The organism is Marinifilum fragile, assembly GCF_963677365.1.
In the GTDB taxonomy this organism is placed as follows: domain Bacteria; phylum Bacteroidota; class Bacteroidia; order Bacteroidales; family Marinifilaceae; genus Marinifilum; species Marinifilum fragile.
The window spans coordinates 2380182-2400831 of record NZ_OY781962.1 but is presented as its reverse complement, the minus strand read 5'-3'; the positions used below and the strand labels follow the sequence as shown (position 1 = coordinate 2400831).

Genomic DNA, 20650 nt, shown 5'->3' with positions numbered 1-20650 from the left:
TAATGGATACAATTATACCAATATTAAAAAGTGATAAACCACTTACTCCGTATCGGTTTTATACTGATTTTTTACAGAGTGTTGCCACTTCATATAAAGATCCAACGAATAAAGTTGTCTTTAAAATGTTTGAAAATGGAGATGAAAAGGAGTTTGATTCTACATATAGAATAGATCCAATATCAATACCATTGTTACTAAGTTTAATGGAACAGTTGTGTAAATACCATAAAGAGCCATTGAAATTACTTTTATTTAATAATAGTGCGACAAAATCTGTTTTAGAATTTCTTTATAGAGCTGATTTTTTTAATGTTGCAGGAAATAATAATAATCCAATATTTCCTTTTGGAAGGAACGTTGTTGAATTTAATGATAACTATTTAGGAGCATTCTTAGGAAAAACACAAAGAAGCGAACATAGAGTAAGAGCTTATTCTTTACATGAGGATGGATTAAAGGAGCAACTGTTACGATTTGAGAGAGATGAAGAAAAAAGAGATTACTTAAATTCTCATTTTACTTATAAAGTAAAAGAGCATTTTGGAGATTTGTTATTCGAAAATGAATATACTAGTCAACAGCACAATTCATTCATAGATATTCTTTCTGAGTTAATAACAAATGGAGTTATGCACTCTAATTCGGAGACTTATGCATTGATGTTTTCAGATAGGTTTGCGACTAAGTTTTCTATATCGGATAATGGAATTGGTCTATCTAATTCCATGCTAGAAAAAGAAAATACCTTTTACTATACTTCAAATTCATTAAAAAAGGAAATATCAAAAATTAAAAGTTTTGATGTTAAAAATGAGAGAGTATTGGAGAATTTATATGTGATTTTTGAAGTGTTATATTATTCATCTTTAAAAGATAGGGAGGGATTGTTTGATCTGATTGTTAATGTAGTATTGCTAGGTAAAGGATATTTTAGAATACACACAGATAATTGTCAGGTTGTTATTTCGAATAGAATGATGAATGAGTTAATAGTACTTAATAACTTGAGGAAAGAGATTGTTAAGCTGCATTCAGATATGCTATTAGGATTATTGAGTCAAGAAAAATTTAAGGAAAATCTAACTGAACGGACAAGAAATGTGAAACAAGCATTTATACAATTTTACATAAAAGCATTAGAAAAATTTTCCCACGATATTAAGTATTCATCCATAAGGTTTTATGGTGTGAGATATAGAGGGGTTCATATCGAAGTAGAAATTCCAAATGCATAATGTATGATTATTTCAAAAATTAAAACAGAAAGATATATCTACTTCAATATGCATGCAGAGGAGGTAGTTACTTCTAATTTCATAAAAGATGATAATGCTGGGATTTATTGTGATAGATTACAAATAGAAACAGTTCAAAGAATTATTGATTCATTAGAAGGTGAAAGTAACAAGACAGTCGTTTTTGATTTTAGTGATATAGTAGATTGTCAGGCGAATTTGCAGAAAAGACTGATTAGTTTAAAGAATGATGAATATAAAATACTTTTGCTTAATCTAAATAAGAACTTGTGTTCTGAATTATCACTTGACTCAATAAAGAATTTGAAAAATTCAGAAGATGAGGATTGCTATTTGAAGTTTTTTATGTTTGAGGATGATGGGGATGTTACTACAGAGTTAGAAATTAATACTCCTAAATTGTTTGAGAATGAATTCAAAAATAGAATCAAAAATTATATAGTCAAAGAACATAATGAGCCACATACTTCATCTTTTGTATATCTAATCGGCTTTGTTGATATGAAAAGATTCATCAGCTATGAGAAGGCATTTATGATGTACTCTTTATATAAATTAGCACTAAAGATAAAGAAGGAGTTGAAAGATCAATTGAATGAGAAACCAATACTTGTATGTCAAAGTCTGAATAGTGCTTACTTAGTTTCTATTTTATCGACACTCTTGGGACTGGATATAATAATATTTGACAAAATAGGACCCGTCAATAAGCTATACAATAGGTTGGATAGTAGGATATTAGATAAACGTAAATATATAGTAGTCTCTGATCTGGTATGCTTAGGCACAGAGGTGAAAATTGTAAAAAATTTAATTCACTTTATTGGAGGTAAATGCTTGGGTAATATATCACTTATTAAAACAGAAACTTTAAGTAAAGCACATATAAAAAAGGTAAATGCAACAATAGCAATTTTTTCGATCAAAAAAGAAAATAATAAAGAGCTAGGGTATACAATTACAACTGATTTAGAGCCGGTATCATGAATAATATAATAATACATATTTCTGATTTACATATAACTGATAAATCGGAGCGATATGAAGAAAAGAATAAATATACTTATTTAGTTAATGATGAAGAGGTATGTTATTCATTTTTTGATTCTTTAATAAATTCAATAAAGAAATACAATTGTAAAGAAAGATACTTAATTATAACAGGTGACATAACAAATATTGCAGAGAAGGTTGAGTTTGAACAGGCATTAATTTCAATAAAACAACTCATTGAAGGCTTAAAGATTAAGAAGCAGAATATACTTTTAATACCAGGTGATCATGAAGTACACAGACGTTCAATTTTAAATGCACTTGACTTACCTGAAAATGATGGAAAACAAGGGTTTAGTCTTAATGAAGTAAAATACAAAAACTTTCAAACACTTTATAAGGATATAAAAGGAGTAGATTTTGATTATGAGAGGATAATTTTTGATAGTATTCAGGTAGGAAAATTGTTAATTCTCGGGGTTAATTCAAATGACAAAGTTGGTCAAAAAGGAGCAAATGGTTTTATTCAATTACAAAAGTTTGACAAAGAAATACAATTGATTATTGATAAACATCCAGATAAGGAAGTGTTGTTGGCCTTTCATCACAATATATCAGGAACTTATGAAGATAAGAGAACGGGTCAATGGGATAAAAACAATAGGAAGGATTTATTTCCTTACTTGTTAAAGCATAATGTGAAATGTGTTTTTCATGGTAATGAACATACACCAAAATCTGAGTTGGATTCATCTGGAATTTATTTAAGTGATTCTGGTGCATTAGCTGGGATAGACCCGCCAGGGAGCTATAAGATTTACGAAGTTGAATTAGAGAATGATTCAATTATATTGAGGAATAAAATTTTCCAATTAAGAAAGATAAATGGTATCCCTGAATCTAATTTTGGCGATTGGATAACAATTCTTCCCAAGGAAATCAGTGTTGAGTTGGATTACTTTGAAATTTATAAAGCAAGGACTAACACAGCGGAAGAAACTATTGATTTACCATTAAGTATAGATGGAGATACTGAAGTAATAGAAGAAATAAAGAATGAAAGTAATCCTGTTTTTTATGCCAAGGAAAGTATTCAAAATAAGCTTTACGATATTATACGGGATAAAAAGCTTTATTATTCTGGTCATTTCCATTGGAGTGAATCATCAAGATCTCATAATTGGATTGATATAGCTAAACTTTTAGAGTGTAAAGATGATTTGTATTTTGCAAAAAGTGTTATTGTAGATGTTATTGAAACATTTTCACTAAATAAAGACTGTGACTTAATTATTGGTCTTGGTGCAGAAGGAAATATTCTAGCCACTAAAGCTTCAATAAAATTTCCAATACCTTATACTTCATTACCTTACTCATATCGATATGGAGAGTCACATACATATGAAACGAAGTTGAACTTCAATAATGATAAAGGTGATTTTAAGACGGTTATAATTATTACAGATGTAGTAAATGATGGAAAAACTATCAGGCGATTAATAGCAGATAATGAAAAAGATTTCTTTCAAAAAGTTGACAAGGTTATAGTCATCTCTCTTTTTTATACAGGACATGAAAATATTAATATTGATATCTTAAACCATAAGAAACTCCCAGAAACTCATGATAGAAAAAATGACTTTAAAGTAGATATTATTGAATTCTATGCAGTTAAATCATTAAGAGTTGAGAAGTGTCCATATGGAAGTAATTATAAAGAAGAATGTTTTATTTATAAGGATGATTTGAGTTGTGTTAATTTATTCTACGATGAAGGTGTATAAAGTAATACCAAAACTCGTACTTTGAGAAACTTGAAAACAAGTTATACTAATTTAACGCAAACTTCCTTTGCAGACTACTAAGGCTATTTTGTGAGAAAAAAAGAATGTATTAACCTAATAACACCAAGTGACGTTTAAAGCAACAATTAATATTAGGAAGACCACAAAACAGATCATAGTCATTCGACTATTGAGTTTTACTTTGTTGGTTGGTGCTTTGTGTGCTGTGTTTTTTAGTCCCTTAATTCTTAGGAATGTTTTTCAAACATTTGATCTTGTTATCATCTACCTCTTTATTATGGGGATGCTATACTTGCTTTTTAAAAAGGATTATTTTAAATCAACGGTGAAGAATGGCATTGTCGAGCTAAATGCCTTGCAATTCATGGTAAAGCAGGAAAAGGAAAATGCGATCTATTTGCTATCCGAAATAACTGATTTAAGAATTTATTTTAATAGTTATAAAGATATGCAAAATGGTAAAGCTAGATTTGATGGGGATGATAACACAATCTCTTTTCGATATAATGGGGTGAAAAATGAATTTCAATTCGATGTTGACTCTTTACAACATCAGGAAGAGTTAAAAGTGTTACTTGGAACGTTTTACGAAAAAGGAATAAAGTTTAAAGAATACTTTAGGGGGCAACGTTCTTTTATGCATCGCACGAATTTATCATTTAAGGAAGTTCAGGAATTCAAAGCAAAATACAATGCCGAATGGGTGTGAAGCTGATATCTAAGCACAAGAGTTTTGAACTTGAATAATAGGATAAAGAAATATACCGCTATAAAATAGGAAATCATTCTGGAGCAGTGTTCATGCATGAATCAAATCCAAGAAAAAACATATTGAATTCTGCAGAATAAATTAGAATCAAGTTGTAGAAGCTAAAAACTTAAAGTGTTCATAGAGAAAGCCTTCGAATAATTACTGAAGGTTTTCTTTATGACTTTTGTCATGTTTATGATAGTTTAAAAGGAGTCTAAATACAAATTACGCATGTTTTTCGACACTTTATGTTGAACGTATTGAAAAATTATTATAAGCATCAGATTTCCAGAGGCCTTTTGTTTGTTGATGTTGGGGAGATGTTGATTTCTTAAGTTAAGCTTTATTATTGTTTGTTTTGGTAATGGATTGACTGTTAAGGTTTTTTAAATAAATAGAGAAAAAATTCTTTAATTTTTCTATATTCATAGTGTTATGCCATTTATACTAAGAAGTTGGTGGTGGTATAATGCCGATATATTAAAGAATGGCTTTTAGGAGTTGGTGAACCAAAAGCCAAAGTCATTAAATAATCGGTATAACTCTATTAATATTAACCCTAAAACCTACAGTGTATGGATTTTCAAGAAAAATTAGTGCATGATTTAGTTGTCAAGTATGGTACTGATCGCGAAAATTTGCTTCCAATTCTTCAGGGAGTGATTGATCAGGAAAGATACCTTTCGGAAGAGGCAATTTTGAAGATTGCCAAAGAGATGAGCATACCTGCTGCTGATGTTTACGGAACGGCTACCTTCTATTCCTTCCTCGACACAGAACCTAGAGGCAAGTATGTAATTCGAGTATGCAAAACAATTACTTGTGCGATGAAAGGCAAAAACCAAATCATCCAGGCAATTGAGAGCTTCTTAAAGATTAAGGTTGGTGAAACTACGGTAGATAAAAAGTTTACCATTCTTCAGACCAACTGTTTGGGATGGTGTCATAAGGCGCCTGCCATGCTGGTGAACGACGATGTTTATACGGAGCTTACGCCAGATTCAGTGGTGGATATTTTAAGAGAATATCGCGAAGAAAACTAAGCTATAGATAAAGCAAAACTAACAATCTAAATACCCTTTGGTATGACAACAACTAAAAAACAACTTCATAGAATCGACCTTATCTTTAAAAATGAGCAAGATTGTAAAGAGATTCTTAGAAATGCATTGGCAAGGTCCAATCAGGAAGTAATTAATGAGATGGTGAATTCCGGTCTCAAGGGTAGAGGGGGAGCAGGATTTCCAACCGGATTGAAATGGAAATTGACTGCTGAGCAAAAAGTAGATGAAAAATTTGTGATTTGTAATGCCGACGAAGGCGAACCTGGAACTTTTAAGGACAGGGAAATATTAACCCGAGTGCCTCATAAAGTTCTATCCGGTATGGCGGTTTGTGCTAAAATTATTGGTGCAAGAAAAGGCTACATTTATTTAAGAGGAGAATATAAATTCTTGGTTCCAAATCTGAAAAAGGAATTGAGAAGATTTCACGATATATTAGACGAATTGGGATTGGATTTCCGTGTTGAAATTTTCATGGGAAGTGGAGCATACATCTGTGGTGAGGAGAGTGCTCTGTTTGAATCGATGGAAGGCAAGCGTGGGGAGCCTAGGAATAAGCCTCCTTTCCCAACCGAGATTGGTTATTTGAACAAACCAACGGTAATCAACAATGTGGAGACATTGGCACACTCCTATACCATTTTAAAGTATGGAGCGAAGAAATTCCGCGAACTGGGTGTAAAAGATTCTCGCGGATCGAAGGTATTCTCGGTTTCGGGTGATACGCCAATTCCAGGCATTTATGAATTGGAGCTGGGGATGTCGGTTCAGGATTTCGTTGACGATTTTGGTGATGGTGACACCAAGGCCGTTCAGGTGGGTGGAGCTTCCGGTTTCCTTGTTCCACGTAAACGATTCGGAAAGACTTCAATTGGATATCAAGGAAAATTAACGGGTATTTCCTTGCCAACAGGAGGATCGATGATGATCTTCAATTCTTCTCGTTCCATGTACAATGTATTGAACAACTATCTGGATTTCTTCGAGGAGGAATCATGCGGACAATGTACTCCATGCAGAGTGGGCTGTCAGCAACTATTGAAAGGCATTAAAGCCGTGAAGCGCGGCGAGAAGCCAGCCTCTTATTTGGATAAATTGCTTAAGCTTACCGATACGATGAAGTTGACGGCTAAATGTGGTTTGGGCCAGTCTGTGGCCAATTCATTCTCTTCTATTGTAGAAAATTTCCGTGAGGAAATGATTTACTAAGAAAGAGCTAATTCCAATTTATTTTAAACCATTAAAAAGAAATTTGATATGTCAAACATGGTAAATTTAACAATCAATGGAATAGCTGTAAGTGTAGAAGAGGGAAAAACCATTCTCGAAGCAGCTGAAAAACTCCATATCAAAATACCAACTTTATGCTATCACAAAGACCTTTGCGTTGCAGGTAATTGTCGTGTTTGTGTGGTAGAACAGGTTGGAAATAATAAACTTGTAGCTTCATGTGCCATGCCTGTTTCAGAAGGTATGGAAATCAACACCAATACTTTAAAAGTTCGCAATTGTCGCAAACACATCATCGAATTGTTGCTTACCGAGCACAACGAGGAATGTACCAAGTGTTATCGCAATGGGCATTGTGAATTGCAGGAATTGGCGGCTGAATACCAGATTACCAATCAGGATTTTATCGATTTGGTTCCGGATAAGAGCTATACGGTTGACAGAATCTCTCCTGCCATTGAAAAGGATGATTCGAAATGTATTCGTTGTCAGCGCTGCGTTCGTACCTGTGCCGAAATTCAGAGTGTTGGTGCCATTGCTGTAGCTCATAAAGGTTCTGAGATGAAGATCTCAACTGTATTTGATCGTGCATTGGATGAGGTGGTTTGTACCAACTGTGGTCAGTGTATCGTACATTGTCCTACGGGTGCTTTAACCGAAAAATCCTATGTTGAGAAAGTTTGGGATGCCATTGCTGATCCAGAAACTCATGTAGTTGTGCAAACGGCTCCTGCTGTGCGTATCGGTTTGGGTGAGGAATTAGGCTTTGATCCGGGTACTCGCGTTACGGGTAAGATGGTCTCTGCTCTTCGTCGTTTGGGCTTCGATTCAGTTTTGGATACTGATTTTACTGCCGACTTAACGATTATGGAGGAAGGAACGGAGTTGTTGACCCGACTGAAGCGAGCATTGGTTGAGGATGATCCTGATGTTGCATTGCCTATGGCAACTTCTTGTTCGCCAGGATGGGTGAAGTATATCGAGCACAAATATCCGGAATATCTTCCTAACCTGTCGACCTGTAAATCGCCTCAGCAAATGTTTGGAGCTTTGGCAAAGACCTACTATGCAAAGAAGATTAAAGTAGATCCTCAAAATATTGTTTCTGTTTCGATCATGCCTTGTACGGCGAAGAAATATGAGGCCAATCGTCCAGAAATGAAGGATAGTGGCTACAAGGATGTTGATTTTGTATTGACTACCCGAGAACTTGCTGTGATGATTCGTCAAGCAGGTATTGAGTTTGAAAAACTAAACGATGAATCCTTTGATTCCATGATGGGAACAGGTTCTGGTGCTGCAGTTATATTCGGTGCAACAGGAGGTGTAATGGAAGCAGCTCTTCGTACAGCCTACGAAATTGTAACCGGACGTGAGGTACCATTCGTGAATCTTGAAATTCTTCCTGTTCGGGGTCTGAATGGAGTGAAGGAGGTGAGCATTAAGATTGAAGGAACGCTTGATGATTGGAAGTTCCTTGAAGGTGTTGAACTGAAGTGCGCAATTACCAATGGTCTTGAAAACGCACATCAATTAATGGATAACATCAAGAATGGAGATAGATTCTATCACTTCATAGAAATTATGGCATGTCCTGGTGGTTGCCTGGGAGGTGGCGGACAACCTTATCCGGTAGATAATGACGTTCGTTTAAAGAGAATGCAAGCGATTTATAATGAGGATAGTGATCTTGCAATCAGAAAGTCACACGAAAATCCTGAAATTGTTCAGATTTATAAGGATTTCCTGGAAGAACCTCTAAGCCATAAATCTCATAAATTACTTCACACCACATATGTGAAGCGTGAACAGTATTAGTAGTTGTTAATTTTGTGTAAAAAGGAAAGATCCGGTTGAGGCCGGATCTTTTGTTTTGTATGTTTTCTGTGTTAGAATGTATTTTGATGCTCTCTCTTAAGATCTTCTATTTATGTGTAAATATGAAATAACGTTATTGATTAAATGCATATGAATATTAGAGAACATTTTCATTTTGAGCTTTTCCCTTTTAGGGAAAATACCGACAGGGAAAAGGGTGAGATAAGAGATTCAATTAAAAATACACCCCTCTGGCTGTCGCCATCTCCCCTAGAAGGGGAGAATTTAGAATTAAAAGATTGTATATATAATTCTCTTTCGAATTACATTTTTGAAAATAGGTGTGTATAAAGAAAAGATCTCAAGATAGGGGGTATCAATCATTTCTAAAAGTAAATTTAGTATAAAACAAATGAGAGCACCACTTGGAGTGATACTCTCAGAACCCAATGGGAATTTTTTATATAAATTCGATATTAGAATTGATTGATCGTTTTTCTGATTGCAACCAATTTGGTTAGCAAGTCTTCCAAATAATCAAGCTGTAACATGTTTGCACCATCCGATTTTGCATTTGCAGGATCAGGATGCGTTTCGATGAAGATGCCATCAACACCAACTGCGATACCAGCTTTGGCAACTGTTTCGATTAATTCAGGACGTCCACCGGTTACACCACCAGCTTGATTTGGTTGTTGTAATGAGTGAGTAATATCCAATACCACAGGACAGTTGTTTTCTTGCATTACCGGAATTCCTCTGTAATCTACAATCATATCCTGGTATCCAAACATGTTTCCTCTATCGGTAAGTATCACTTGATCGTTACCAGATTCACGAACTTTGTTTACCGCAAACTTCATGGATTCAGCAGCCAAAAATTGTCCTTTTTTGATGTTGACAACTTTACCTGTTTTTGCAGCAGCGACCAAAAGATCAGTTTGACGACAAAGGAATGCTGGAATTTGCAATACATCTACATATTCAGCAGCTATGGCAGCTTCTTCCGGATTGTGGATGTCTGTAACGGTTGGAACTCCGAAAGTATCGCTTACTTTCTTAAGGATTTTTAGTGCTTTTTCGTCACCAATGCCCGCAAAGGAATCCAATCTTGAACGGTTGGCTTTGCGATATGATCCTTTAAAGATGTATGGAATTTCAAGTTTGTTGGTAATTTCAACAATTCTTTCGGCAATTCTCATGGCAATTTCTTCGCCTTCAATTGCACAAGGACCAGCTAAAAGAAAGAAGTTACCACTATCGGTATGTTTAATATTTGGAATGTTTTCAATCATGATTTTCGGTTTTATTCATGGCAAAAGTAAACAATTTTAGAATCGATTCTTCCACCAATTTTTTAATCTCTCCCAAATTTTTGCTTCTTGAGCATTTTGCTGTGGGATATACAAGCGTTGATTTTTAATTTCTTTTGGTAAATAATCTTGTTCTACAAAGTTGCCCGGATAATCGTGCGAGTATTTGTAGTTCTTGCCGTAATCCAAATTCTTCATCAATTTGGTAGGAGCATTTCTCAAATGCAGCGGCACAGCCAAATTTCCAGTTTCCCTCACCAATGCTTGCGCCTTGCCTATGGCAAGATAGGAAGCATTACTTTTTGGGGATGTAGCAAGGTAAATGGCAGTTTCCGACAAAATAATTCTGGATTCGGGCATTCCAACCAGGTTAACGGCCTGAAAGCATGCATTGGCAAGCAGTAAAGCATTGGGATTGGCCAATCCAATATCTTCGCTGGAAGAAATTACCAGTCGACGTGCGATAAATTTTGGATCTTCACCGCCTTCCAGCATTCGGGCCAACCAATATACAGCAGCATCCGGATCGCTCCCCCTGATGGATTTGATCATTGCTGAAGCTATATCGTAATGCTGCTCACCATCTTTGTCATACATCGATGGATTCTCCTGTAGCTCCTTGGTCACCAACTCATTTGTGATGATGATTTCATCGCTGGTTTGTGAGTTGATTACCAGCTCAAGGATATTTAGGAGCTTTCTTGCATCACCACCTGAAAACTTCAGAAGGGCATCCTTTTCCTTGATGTTGATATTCCTTTCCTTTAGATAGCTGTCATTCTGAATGGCATGATCGATCAGGTGCTCCAATTCTTCTTTTTCTTGTGCTTTAAGCACATAAACCTGGCATCTTGAAAGAAGCGGAGAAATGACCTCAAATGAAGGATTTTCAGTAGTAGCACCAATTAAAGTCACGGTTCCATTCTCAACAGCTCCTAACAATGAATCTTGCTGAGATTTGCTAAATCGGTGAATCTCATCGATAAACAGAATAGGGTTTGGAGCAGAGAAAAACCTTTGACTTTCGGCTTTGGCAATTACTTCTCGAACATCCTTAACACCAGAGTTAACCGCCGATAAAGTATAAAACGGACGATTCAGCTGATTTGCAATGATTTTTGCCAGAGTTGTTTTACCAACTCCAGGAGGTCCCCACAAAATGAACGAGGAAATGTTTCCTGATTCTATCATTTTGCGCAGTACGGCTTTTTTGCCAACCAAATGTTTTTGTCCAAGATAATTGCTTAAATCTTTGGGACGCAGGCGTTCAGCTAAAGGTTGATTTGGTGTCATTTATTTAATCATTCCATCCTGATATCAGGACAATTTTTAATAGGAGACTTTGAATAACCCAAAATATGTGCCGAGTTCAAGGCTAGATAAAATTTAAACCCGGAGCAACCTTTTGGTTGTGAGGACTTAAAATTTTGATAACGAAGAAATCGTCCATAGTTTGGGGGTTTTAACTAAAATCACAAAATTAAAATACTTATTCAAAGTCTTCTAATCTTGTTTGTTACAATATCGCTTGATCACATTATATGCATCAATTAATCCAAGCTCACCAGCCTTACTCAAATCTTCGTATGCCAATGTTTTATCATTTAAAAACAGATAAATTAGCCCACGATTGTAATATGCTTCTTTAAAGTTAGGATCCAATTGTAGAGCCCAGTCATAATCGGCAATGGCTTTCTTGAATTGTTTTGACTTGGCATAGGCATTAGCCCTGTTGAAAATTGCAAAACCAAAGGATGGATCCAATTGAATAACCTTGGTGTAATCTTTAATTGCACTGGAGTAATCAACAATCACCTCGTTTGTATCCTTTTTATCATCAGGTCTTAAGCTTACTACAGATTCATTTCCTGTTCCAATAGATTGTATGTAGTCCGTCATGGCTACCAATGCGTTGGCGCGATTGAAATATGCAAAAATCTGGTTTTTATCTTTCTCAATAGCCTTGTTAAAATCATCAATGGCATTGTTGTATTTCTTATCCATTAACTGATAGGTTCCCCTATGGAAATAACCTCTGGCCGGATTGGATTGAATTTGTTTCTGAGCAATGGAAATCTGTTCTTCAACCAATGACTTTGGATATCTTCTTTTGTGATTGGAAATGGTAAAGGCTGGATTGTAATTTTGTTGCTGGTTGTACTTCATGATCGTTTGATCGTAATATTGAATCTTTCCAGCACGCAAACTATCCATGCTTAAGTGTGTAATGTGAAAGTTATCTTCCAATTCAATGCTTACACGTTTATCCTGTACGCGTCCTTTAATAATCTCTTCTGTAAATGATTCTCTCGAATTCAAATCAATTAAACGCTGAAAGTTTTCGGTGGTATCAACAAATGCAGACATTTTGCCATTGTTTTTCATTTTCTTGTACCTATCGATAATCTGTAAAGCCTGATATCTATCTTTCATAGCGCCTTTCTCATCATTTAAATCGCGCTTTACGGATGCCCTTGCCAAATAGGCTTTGGCAAAATCAGGATAGATTCGAATGGCAGTGCTAAAATCGGCCATTGCACCATACAAGTCTCCAATGTCGGTTTTTACAAATCCTCTGTTGAAATAAATTAACATGTTGTCGGGATTCATCTCCAATACATTGTTGAAATCCTCAATTGCTGAGTTGTAGTCTCCAATCTCTGATTTTAACAAGGCTCTGTTGTAGTAACAGTGAGCATTATTTGGATCAATTTCAAGCACTTTGTTGTAGTCATCCATGGTTCCCTTTAAATCTTTTAAACGGTAATTCGCAAAAGCTCTTGCCATAAGAACCCTCGTATTTTCCGGTTCAAGTTTTAAAGCTCGATTGTAATCTTTTATGGCTTCTTCGTAGTCTTCTTTTTTAAATTTTAGGTAACCTCTGTTTCCGAAGGCATCGGCCGAGAAGTTATTTAGTTGAATGGCTTTGTTACAATCCTTTATGGCACCATCAATGTCATCCAGGTTTTCGCGTGCGATGGATCGATTTAAATAAACGCCCAATATTTCCGGATCAATTTGGATTGCTTTGGAATAATTTTCTTCTGCACTTTTGTATTGTTTTAAGGATAGCAAGCTATTACCCTTGCTAAAATAGATATCTGCCATATTGGGTTTTAGCAACATGGCCTTGTCGAAATCCATGATCGCATCCTGGAATCGTTTAAGTGCATTTTTTGCAATTCCCCTGTACAGAAAAGCAAAAGTGTAATTGGGGTTCAGTTCAATGGCTTTGGTATAATCTACAATTGCCCCGTTGTAATCCTCAAGATGAGATTTTGCCAATCCTCGAAAGAAATAGGGCTCAGGCAAATATGGTTTTACCCGGATAATATCATTGAATTTGTTGATTGCCTCGGTGTAATCATCAAAATAAATAGCACTTCTGCCTTTATCGAAAATATTGTTGGTGTTTAATTGTGCCTTTAAGACTATAGGACAGGATGATATAATAAGAGCGATTATTAGCTGAACAAATCTATTGCGCATTGTATTCTTTTTTGGTGAGCTTGAGTAATGAATTACAAATTTATAAAATTAAAGAAATCTTCTTTTAAATAATCACTCTATATAACAAGAACCAAGCCAATTCATTTTTATATGTTCTTAAAATATCTTAAATTATAAAGAGATAAACTAACTAATTTGGAGGTGGATATGGACAATATTTTGTTAAAATACATGGAAAAAAGGTTTGAATCCAAAATTATCGATCCTAAAAAGGAAATGTTTTGTGAAGGACCTGTTGTTACCATCTCTCGTGAGTGCGGATGCACGGCAATTAATATTGCAAATAGCTTAGCTGCAAGGCTAAGTGTGAAAACCGGAAAGAGATGGACTGTTTTGACCAAGGAAATTCTTGAGCGATCGGCAAAAGAATTAAACTTGGATCCCGCTAAAATTGAATATGTTTTTAATTCTATGGAAAAATCAACTTGGGATGAGATTTTGGCAGCTCTGTCGAGTAAGTATTATCAAAGTGATAGAAAAATTAAAAAGACAATTGCAGAAGTGGTAAGGTCGTTTGCATGCAAAGGCAACTGTATTATTATTGGTAGAGGAGGCGTGGTATTGACCAATGATATAGAAAGATCATTTCATGTAAAATTGCATGCACCATTGGAATGGAGAGCTTCTCAACTGCAGAAAATTTATAGGTTAAGCATGGAGGAGATGCATAAGTATGCAGAAGAAATTGATAAGAAAAGAGAAATTTTGAGAAATTACTTTAACAAAGAGCCATTGTCGGCAACTGTTTTTGATGTAATATACAATTCAAAAACTTTGCGAGAAGAGGATATTGTAAATTCCTGTTTGGACCTAATGGAAAAAAAAGGAGTTTTGGGCAAGCAAATTGTAATGGGTTAAATTAGCTCACAATAATATTATATCGAGCAATAAAATGAGGGTACTGTTTACGCATACTCTCATTTTTTATTGAAAAAATCAGAAAAATATAGGATTAATCTAAAACATGTGTTAAACTGACAATAGTTCTTGTTTAAGGATTTGCTTTTGCTAATTTTGCAAGCGTTTGAATACATTATAACAAAATACATAAATGTTCATTGTCAATTGATCAGTAGTATGATAGGGGGTTAATTGATGTTGGAATCTAATTCCAAACGAACACTAAATTATTAACAAATGAAATTAAAATTCTTAAGCGTTGGACTTTTAGCAGCAGGGTTGGCATTTTCGGCTTCTGCTGGCGTGAAAAAAGATGAGAAGAAAAAAGAAGCTTATCAGTTTTCTGATATCAAAAGATTACCTGCAACATCTGTAAAAGATCAGCACAGATCGGGAACATGTTGGTCATTCTCTGGATTGTCATTCATCGAATCAGAAATGATTCGAATGGGAAAACCAGAAGTGGATTTGTCTGAAATGTTCGTGGTATACAACTGTTATTCAGATAAAGCGAAAAGACATGTTAGAATGCATGGTAATTTCAACTTTGGTGGCGGTGGAGCATTCCACGATGTGACTTATGTGTTGAAAAACTATGGTATTGTTCCTGAGGGAGTTTACGAAGGATTAAACTATGGTGAAGAAGGACATACTCATGGTGAATTGGATGCTGTTTTGAATGATTACGTTACAGCTGTAATCAAGAACAAGAATAAAAAATTAACTCCGGTTTGGCACAAAGGTTTCGATGGCATTCTAGATTCTTATTTAGGAGAGAAGCCAGAGAAATTTGAGTACGAAGGAAAAGAATATACTCCAAAGTCATTTGCTAAGGATTTTGTTGGTGTTAATGCTGATGATTATATCGAAATTTCATCATACACACATCACCCATTCTATGAAAAATTTATTATCGAAGTTCCAGACAACTGGTTGTGGGATGAAGTTTACAACGTACCATTGAATGAGATGATGGAGATGATGGAGAAAGCAATTATGGATGGTTATACCATTGGTTGGGCTTCTGATGTAAGTGAAAAAGGTTTCATGTACAGAAAGGGTATTGCTATTGTTCCTGAAACTGAAACTAAAAACATGACAGATTCTGAAATTTCAAAATGGGAATCTCTTTCAAAAACTGAGAAAGCTGCTAAATTAAGTGGTGATGCAGGTCCGGTTAAAGAGAAAGAAATTACTCAGGAAATGCGTCAGGTTGCATTTGATAACTACACAACTACTGATGATCACGGTATGCACATTGTAGGTATTGCAAAAGATCAAAAAGACAACAAATACTTTATTGTGAAGAACTCATGGGCTGATGATAGCAACAAGTACAATGGATACTTTTATGCATCATTCCCATTTGTAGCATACAAAACCATGTCTTTCATGATTCACAAAGATGCATTGTCGAAAGAAATGAAAAAGAAATTGGGATTGTAATCCTATCATAACAAAAAATAACCCGGCTTTGAGTCGGGTTTTTTTGTGCCTATTCGGTTTGTTAAAGTAGTGAATGTTATATTTTATAACATTAATAATTTTAAATTAATGACTAATGTTAAAAAAACTCTTAAATTAGTGTTTCTAAAAATTGAAAATAATTTAACTATGAAGAAATTAATCTTATCTGCAGTGATCTGTTTATTCAGTTCTGCATTATTCGCACAATTGTCGTCTCCTGTAAATTTAGGTTTTCATGCAGGTTTGGTAAGTACTAAAGCTGATACTGATTTTGGAGGATTATCTGGAATTAAAGAAAAAGCTGATAATGGAATGATGATAGGTGCCTTTTTAAGAGTAAACTTGAATAAATGGTACTTGCAACCAGAATTAAATTATGTGACAAGAAAATCTTCTGTTGAAGTAATGGGTGATTCGTATGACTTTAAAACCAAAAGTTTGGATGTGCCTATTTTACTAGGTTATAAAATTGTAAAATTACCAGCGTTCAAATTAAGAGCTTTTGCTGGTCCTGTAGCTTCTTTTACAGTTGATGATAATGTTAAGAGTACAGTAGAAGGTGCTATTGATAGTGATTTCAAGGGAGCTGTTTGGAACGGTAAATTTGGAGCTGGTATTGATGTTTGGAAATTAACTTTAGATGTGGATTATGAAGTAGGATTTTCTGATGTTGCTGAACAATTAAAACAAAATATGGTAAATGTTACTGTAGGATTTAAATTGTTTTAATCAGATCGTATAAAGTGTTGAAACTGCTGAAATTATCAGCAGTTTTTTTTGTCTTTATTTTTTAGATTTTATTTATTTGGACAATAAAGAGATAAATTTGTAGTCGACTAAATTACGACCTAAAATGATGTTACCTTCTGATACCAAAATTTCATTGTTAAAGAAATTAGATTTTCTTGCCGATCAGGATGAGAAAGTCTTTACTTACCTTTCTGAAATTGTCGAAACGAAGAATGTTCCTGCAGGAGAATGCATTTTTACCATAGGAGATCCAGGAGGAGCAGTATATGTAATCGCCAAAGGATGTGTACAAATTCATGATGAGGATCACATATTTATTGAATTAAACGCGGAAAGAAGTTTTGGAGAGTACGCATTAATTGATACCGATACTCGTTCGGCTTCGGCTAAAGCTAAGGTCGATACTGTTTTATTGCAATGTACACAGACGAACCTGAAAGAAGTTGAACTTAAATTCAATATTAAAATTATTGATACAGTTCTGATTCCTTTGCAGAATATAAGAAAGCGCATGATGGTGAAGGATCAGTTGGAGGAAGAATTGACTCGCCAAAAAGTGATGATTGAAAAGCAAAGAAAAGAGCTGGAAAGATTAAATGCAACTAAAGATAAATTCTTTTCCATTATTGCACATGATTTAAAAAACCCTTTTGCATCATTAATTGGTGCTTCGGATTTTCTGGTAAATAGTTCAGAAGAACTTAGCAAAGAGCAACTTCATAATTTTCATGAAATCATTAATCAATCGGCCAGGAGAGGGTACAAATTGTTGGAAAACCTTTTGGAATGGGCCCGAATGCAAACTGGTAATATCAAATTTAAACCTAAACAGGTTGATTTATGGAATTTGGTAAATGAAGTGGTCAATTTATTAACCGGAAGTGCAGAGCACAAAGAAATTAGTTTATCAGCAGAGATTGATGAAAACCTTATGGCTTTTGTTGATGAAAACATGATTGATACGGTAGTACGAAATTTGGTGAGCAATGCTATTAAATTTACTCCTCGGGGGGGCGTGATTAAAGTTAGCTCGCAGGTTGTAGGTCAATTTATCGAAATAACAGTAGCTGATAATGGAATAGGAATTACACCAGAAAACATTAGCAAATTGTTTAAGATAGACGAGAAAGTAACTCAAAATGGAACGGAAAATGAAACAGGAACCGGTTTGGGGTTAATCCTTTGTAAAGAGTTTGTTGAAAGACATGGTGGCGAGATGAGAGTTGAAAGCGAATTGGGCAAGGGAAGTAAATTTATTTTTACGATTGCTGTTTGACAACCTCTTTAAAACTTCTGCGTAACATCTTAGGACGTGCCTAAATTGTTGATATTTCCCTTATATTGGGCATGTATTTCTTATCAATTCTAATATGATATGAGGTGTTTACGCAATTTATTAATCTTTTTTTTTCTGTTTAGTTCAATTATTGCTTATTCCAACAGCAGAAAAAAAATACTTGTTCTTCATTCCTATCATCAAGGTTTACGTTGGACAGATAATGTAAACCTAGGTATTCAGGCTGTTATGGATTCCGTTGGGAATAAATACGAGATTGATTACGAATACCTTGATACCAAAAGAAATCCATCCCCCGAATACCTCGAGAAGCTAATAGAATTGTATGATTTGAAGCTGATGAAGGAAAATTACGATGCCATTATTGTATCTGACAATAATGCACTCTCTTTTGTCCGCAATCATAGGGATAAATTCTTTAAGAATACTCCAATCGTTTTTTGTGGAATCAATCATTTTAAAGATGAAATGATTGAAGGAATGAAAAATATTACTGGTGTAGCCGAAGAGGTTGACTGGGACGGAGTAATTGACCTAATTCTTAAAACAAGACCCAATACCAAACAACTTGTTGTAATCAACGATAATGTTACTACAACGGGTAAGCTCAACAAGTTATCCATGATTGATATACAAAACAAGTATAAAGATCAATTGGAGTTTATCTATTATGAAGATAAAACCATGGATGAATTGGTGACTGATGTTAAAAAAGTCAAAGGTGATACATCTATTTTATTACTTACTTTTAATAAGGATAGACAGGGGAAGTTTATAAGTTTTCAGGATAATTTGGATCTTTTGATTCCTGCTAGTAAAGTTCCTGTTTATATTGTCTGGTCATTCTATGTAAGTGATGGTGTAATTGGAGGGAAAATTGTAAAAGGAAGTTTTCATGGTGAGATGGCTGCAAAAATGGTAGATGACATTCTAAATGGCACTCCTATTGATTCAATTCCCATTTACAGAGAACCTTTGGATCAATATGTTGTAAATTATAATGAAATAAAACGGTTTAATATTGATTATGGCGTTTTGCCCAAGGGAACATTTCTTCGAAATTCTCCACGATCATTTTATAGTGAACACAAAGAGTGGATACATATTATTCTGGGGATTTTATCCATTTCTACCGTTATTATTTTGGTTCTTTCGAGAGCCATCATAAGAAGGATAAGGGCGGAACGAGCTTTAATCAAAGAGAAAGAAAGGTTAAAAATATCAGTAAAACATGAGCGACTACTTGGTATAATTGGCCGTTTACTGAATGCTTCTGCCGATTTTAAACATGTTTTAGATGATGTTTTAAAATTGATGACCGAGGAATTGAATGTAGCTCGCATAAGTCTTTTTTCGATTCAGTCATCCGATGATTCTGCGGTGAAAATTAAAAGTAGGGTATCTACCAAAGGGAAAAATATAAAAGACGTAGATCAGTTTTATTTTTCGGAATTGGAGGATGTTATTGCGCGTTTACAAAAAAATAGGAGTATTGTTTCCAATGATCTTTCCAATTTAGGAGGCAAGGAGAGAGAATATTATCGCAAGAGAAATATCAAATCAGTGGTAATCCTGCCCGTAGTTGTTGAGAAAAAGGTGGTTGGTTTAATGGGATTTTCTCAAAACCAACAATACAAATGGTCAAGAGATGAAATTTCCATCTTCTTTAGTACTGTTAATATGATTGCCAATGCATGGGAACGAAATTCGTTGATGGAAGCAAGAATCGAGGCAGAACAAAAAAATATGGAGGCCATTCGTTTATTGGAAGAGTCTTCTCGATTGACTTCCATTGGAGTTATGGCAGCAGGAATTACTCATGAAATCAATCAACCATTAAATGCCATAAAAATTACTGCAGATAGTGTATTGTTTTGGCAAAAAAGAAACCCGGGACAGTTGCCTGAGATGTTTACTCGAAAAATCAAAACAATATCAGAAGGAACTGAGCGAATTGATTCCATTATTAAACACATGCGTAAGTTTTGGGAAAAACCTAGAGATGTTGAAAGCGAGATGGTTGACATGTTAAGTGCAGTTAAAAGTGCTTTATCTTTGGTGAAAAGACAAGTTTATGATCATAGTATTGAGTTGCAAAGTAATTTGCCTTCGGAAAAGATTTTAGTGCATTCCAATTTTATCCAGTTTGAGCAAATTGTTGTTAATTTGGTTGTAAATTCGATTCATTCGCTTGATAAGGTGAAAAAGGAAACCAAACGAATTTTAATCAGGCTAAGCAAGGACAAAGAGTATGGAATTTTTGAAATCCATGACAATGGAACAGGAATAGATGAAGAAATTCAGGAAAAAATATATGATCCATTGTTTACAACCAAGGGGCCTGAATCTGGAAGTGGGTTAGGAATGGCCATTGTAAAATCTTTTGTTGATCGATTTCAAGGAGACATTTCCAACTATAACAATGCTGACGGAGGTGCAAGCTTTATCGTTAAATTTAAATTACAAAAGTAAGTTTTCTATATAAAAACTATT

General features: G+C 34.7%; 15 protein-coding genes. 12 read left to right on the top strand and 3 right to left on the bottom strand.

What is annotated here, in order from left to right; translation table 11 throughout:
- Positions 1 to 2: 2 nt before the first annotated feature.
- From ACKPCA_RS09500 to ACKPCA_RS09470, 7 genes are all read left to right on the top strand, one after another.
- Complete coding sequence (locus tag ACKPCA_RS09500; protein ID WP_321278821.1) at positions 3 to 1238, top strand: hypothetical protein; 1236 nt, start codon at positions 3 to 5, stop codon at positions 1236 to 1238.
- Positions 1239 to 1241: 3 nt separating this feature from the next.
- Complete coding sequence (locus tag ACKPCA_RS09495) at positions 1242 to 2246, top strand: hypothetical protein (RefSeq protein WP_321278820.1); 1005 nt, start codon at positions 1242 to 1244, stop codon at positions 2244 to 2246.
- Positions 2243 to 4036: a metallophosphoesterase gene (locus ACKPCA_RS09490; protein ID WP_321278819.1), complete on the top strand. Its 1794-nt coding sequence runs from the start codon at positions 2243 to 2245 to the stop codon at positions 4034 to 4036. The genes ACKPCA_RS09495 and ACKPCA_RS09490 overlap by 4 nt, the downstream gene beginning before the upstream one ends.
- A 298-nt stretch (positions 4037 to 4334) precedes the next feature.
- Positions 4335 to 4766: a hypothetical protein gene (locus ACKPCA_RS09485; RefSeq protein ID WP_321278818.1), complete on the top strand. Its 432-nt coding sequence runs from the start codon at positions 4335 to 4337 to the stop codon at positions 4764 to 4766.
- 617 nt (positions 4767 to 5383) lie between these two features.
- The gene (gene nuoE, locus ACKPCA_RS09480) at positions 5384 to 5851 is read left to right on the top strand and encodes an NADH-quinone oxidoreductase subunit NuoE (RefSeq protein ID WP_321278817.1); all 468 of its coding nucleotides are present in this window, start codon (positions 5384 to 5386) and stop codon (positions 5849 to 5851) included.
- Between the two features lie 42 nt (positions 5852 to 5893).
- Complete coding sequence (locus tag ACKPCA_RS09475; RefSeq protein ID WP_054722785.1) at positions 5894 to 7081, top strand: NADH-ubiquinone oxidoreductase-F iron-sulfur binding region domain-containing protein; 1188 nt, start codon at positions 5894 to 5896, stop codon at positions 7079 to 7081.
- A 57-nt stretch (positions 7082 to 7138) separates the two neighbouring features.
- Positions 7139 to 8920, top strand: a complete 1782-nt coding sequence (locus ACKPCA_RS09470; protein WP_321282597.1) for an NADH-dependent [FeFe] hydrogenase, group A6 — start codon at positions 7139 to 7141, stop codon at positions 8918 to 8920.
- Positions 8921 to 9396: 476 nt separating this feature from the next.
- Here ACKPCA_RS09470 and kdsA read toward each other — a convergent pair whose 3' ends face one another.
- The 3 genes from kdsA to ACKPCA_RS09455 form a co-directional block, all read right to left on the bottom strand.
- Positions 9397 to 10215: a 3-deoxy-8-phosphooctulonate synthase gene (gene kdsA / locus ACKPCA_RS09465; protein ID WP_054722789.1), complete on the bottom strand. Its 819-nt coding sequence runs from the start codon at positions 10213 to 10215 to the stop codon at positions 9397 to 9399.
- Between the two features lie 36 nt (positions 10216 to 10251).
- Complete coding sequence (locus tag ACKPCA_RS09460) at positions 10252 to 11526, bottom strand: replication-associated recombination protein A (RefSeq protein WP_321282596.1); 1275 nt, start codon at positions 11524 to 11526, stop codon at positions 10252 to 10254.
- Between the two features lie 210 nt (positions 11527 to 11736).
- On the bottom strand, positions 11737 to 13722 hold the full coding sequence (locus ACKPCA_RS09455) for a tetratricopeptide repeat protein (protein WP_321282595.1): 1986 nt from the start codon (positions 13720 to 13722) through the stop codon (positions 11737 to 11739).
- Between the two features lie 192 nt (positions 13723 to 13914).
- On the opposite strand from ACKPCA_RS09455, the gene ACKPCA_RS09450 reads away from it, so the two are divergent.
- The 5 genes from ACKPCA_RS09450 to ACKPCA_RS09430 all read left to right on the top strand — a co-directional run bounded on the left by ACKPCA_RS09450 (position 13915) and on the right by ACKPCA_RS09430 (position 20629).
- Complete coding sequence (locus tag ACKPCA_RS09450; RefSeq protein WP_321282594.1) at positions 13915 to 14601, top strand: cytidylate kinase-like family protein; 687 nt, start codon at positions 13915 to 13917, stop codon at positions 14599 to 14601.
- A 279-nt stretch (positions 14602 to 14880) separates the two neighbouring features.
- Complete coding sequence (locus ACKPCA_RS09445; RefSeq protein WP_321282593.1) at positions 14881 to 16089, top strand: C1 family peptidase; 1209 nt, start codon at positions 14881 to 14883, stop codon at positions 16087 to 16089.
- A gap of 168 nt (positions 16090 to 16257) precedes the next feature.
- Complete coding sequence (locus ACKPCA_RS09440; RefSeq protein WP_321282592.1) at positions 16258 to 16839, top strand: porin family protein; 582 nt, start codon at positions 16258 to 16260, stop codon at positions 16837 to 16839.
- A gap of 124 nt (positions 16840 to 16963) precedes the next feature.
- A complete protein-coding gene (locus ACKPCA_RS09435) occupies positions 16964 to 18136 on the top strand; it encodes an ATP-binding protein (RefSeq protein WP_321282591.1) in 1173 nt (390 codons plus the stop codon).
- Positions 18137 to 18235: 99 nt separating this feature from the next.
- Positions 18236 to 20629, top strand: a complete 2394-nt coding sequence (locus ACKPCA_RS09430) for an ABC transporter substrate binding protein (RefSeq protein ID WP_321282590.1) — start codon at positions 18236 to 18238, stop codon at positions 20627 to 20629.
- Positions 20630 to 20650: the final 21 nt, after the last annotated feature.

Bases quoted from the DNA above. Each gene is read 5' to 3' on its own strand.
- ACKPCA_RS09500 (WP_321278821.1), top strand. From the start codon at position 3: ATGGATACAATTATACCAATATTAAAAAGTGATAAACCACTTACTCCG.
- ACKPCA_RS09495 (WP_321278820.1), top strand. From the start codon at position 1,242: ATGATTATTTCAAAAATTAAAACAGAAAGATATATCTACTTCAATATG.
- ACKPCA_RS09490 (WP_321278819.1), top strand. From the start codon at position 2,243: ATGAATAATATAATAATACATATTTCTGATTTACATATAACTGATAAA.
- ACKPCA_RS09485 (WP_321278818.1), top strand. From the start codon at position 4,335: ATGGGGATGCTATACTTGCTTTTTAAAAAGGATTATTTTAAATCAACG.
- nuoE (WP_321278817.1), top strand. From the start codon at position 5,384: ATGGATTTTCAAGAAAAATTAGTGCATGATTTAGTTGTCAAGTATGGT.
- ACKPCA_RS09475 (WP_054722785.1), top strand. From the start codon at position 5,894: ATGACAACAACTAAAAAACAACTTCATAGAATCGACCTTATCTTTAAA.
- ACKPCA_RS09470 (WP_321282597.1), top strand. From the start codon at position 7,139: ATGGTAAATTTAACAATCAATGGAATAGCTGTAAGTGTAGAAGAGGGA.
- kdsA (WP_054722789.1), bottom strand. From the start codon at position 10,215: ATGATTGAAAACATTCCAAATATTAAACATACCGATAGTGGTAACTTC.
- ACKPCA_RS09460 (WP_321282596.1), bottom strand. From the start codon at position 11,526: ATGACACCAAATCAACCTTTAGCTGAACGCCTGCGTCCCAAAGATTTA.
- ACKPCA_RS09455 (WP_321282595.1), bottom strand. From the start codon at position 13,722: ATGCGCAATAGATTTGTTCAGCTAATAATCGCTCTTATTATATCATCC.
- ACKPCA_RS09450 (WP_321282594.1), top strand. From the start codon at position 13,915: ATGGAAAAAAGGTTTGAATCCAAAATTATCGATCCTAAAAAGGAAATG.
- ACKPCA_RS09445 (WP_321282593.1), top strand. From the start codon at position 14,881: ATGAAATTAAAATTCTTAAGCGTTGGACTTTTAGCAGCAGGGTTGGCA.
- ACKPCA_RS09440 (WP_321282592.1), top strand. From the start codon at position 16,258: ATGAAGAAATTAATCTTATCTGCAGTGATCTGTTTATTCAGTTCTGCA.
- ACKPCA_RS09435 (WP_321282591.1), top strand. From the start codon at position 16,964: ATGATGTTACCTTCTGATACCAAAATTTCATTGTTAAAGAAATTAGAT.
- ACKPCA_RS09430 (WP_321282590.1), top strand. From the start codon at position 18,236: ATGAGGTGTTTACGCAATTTATTAATCTTTTTTTTTCTGTTTAGTTCA.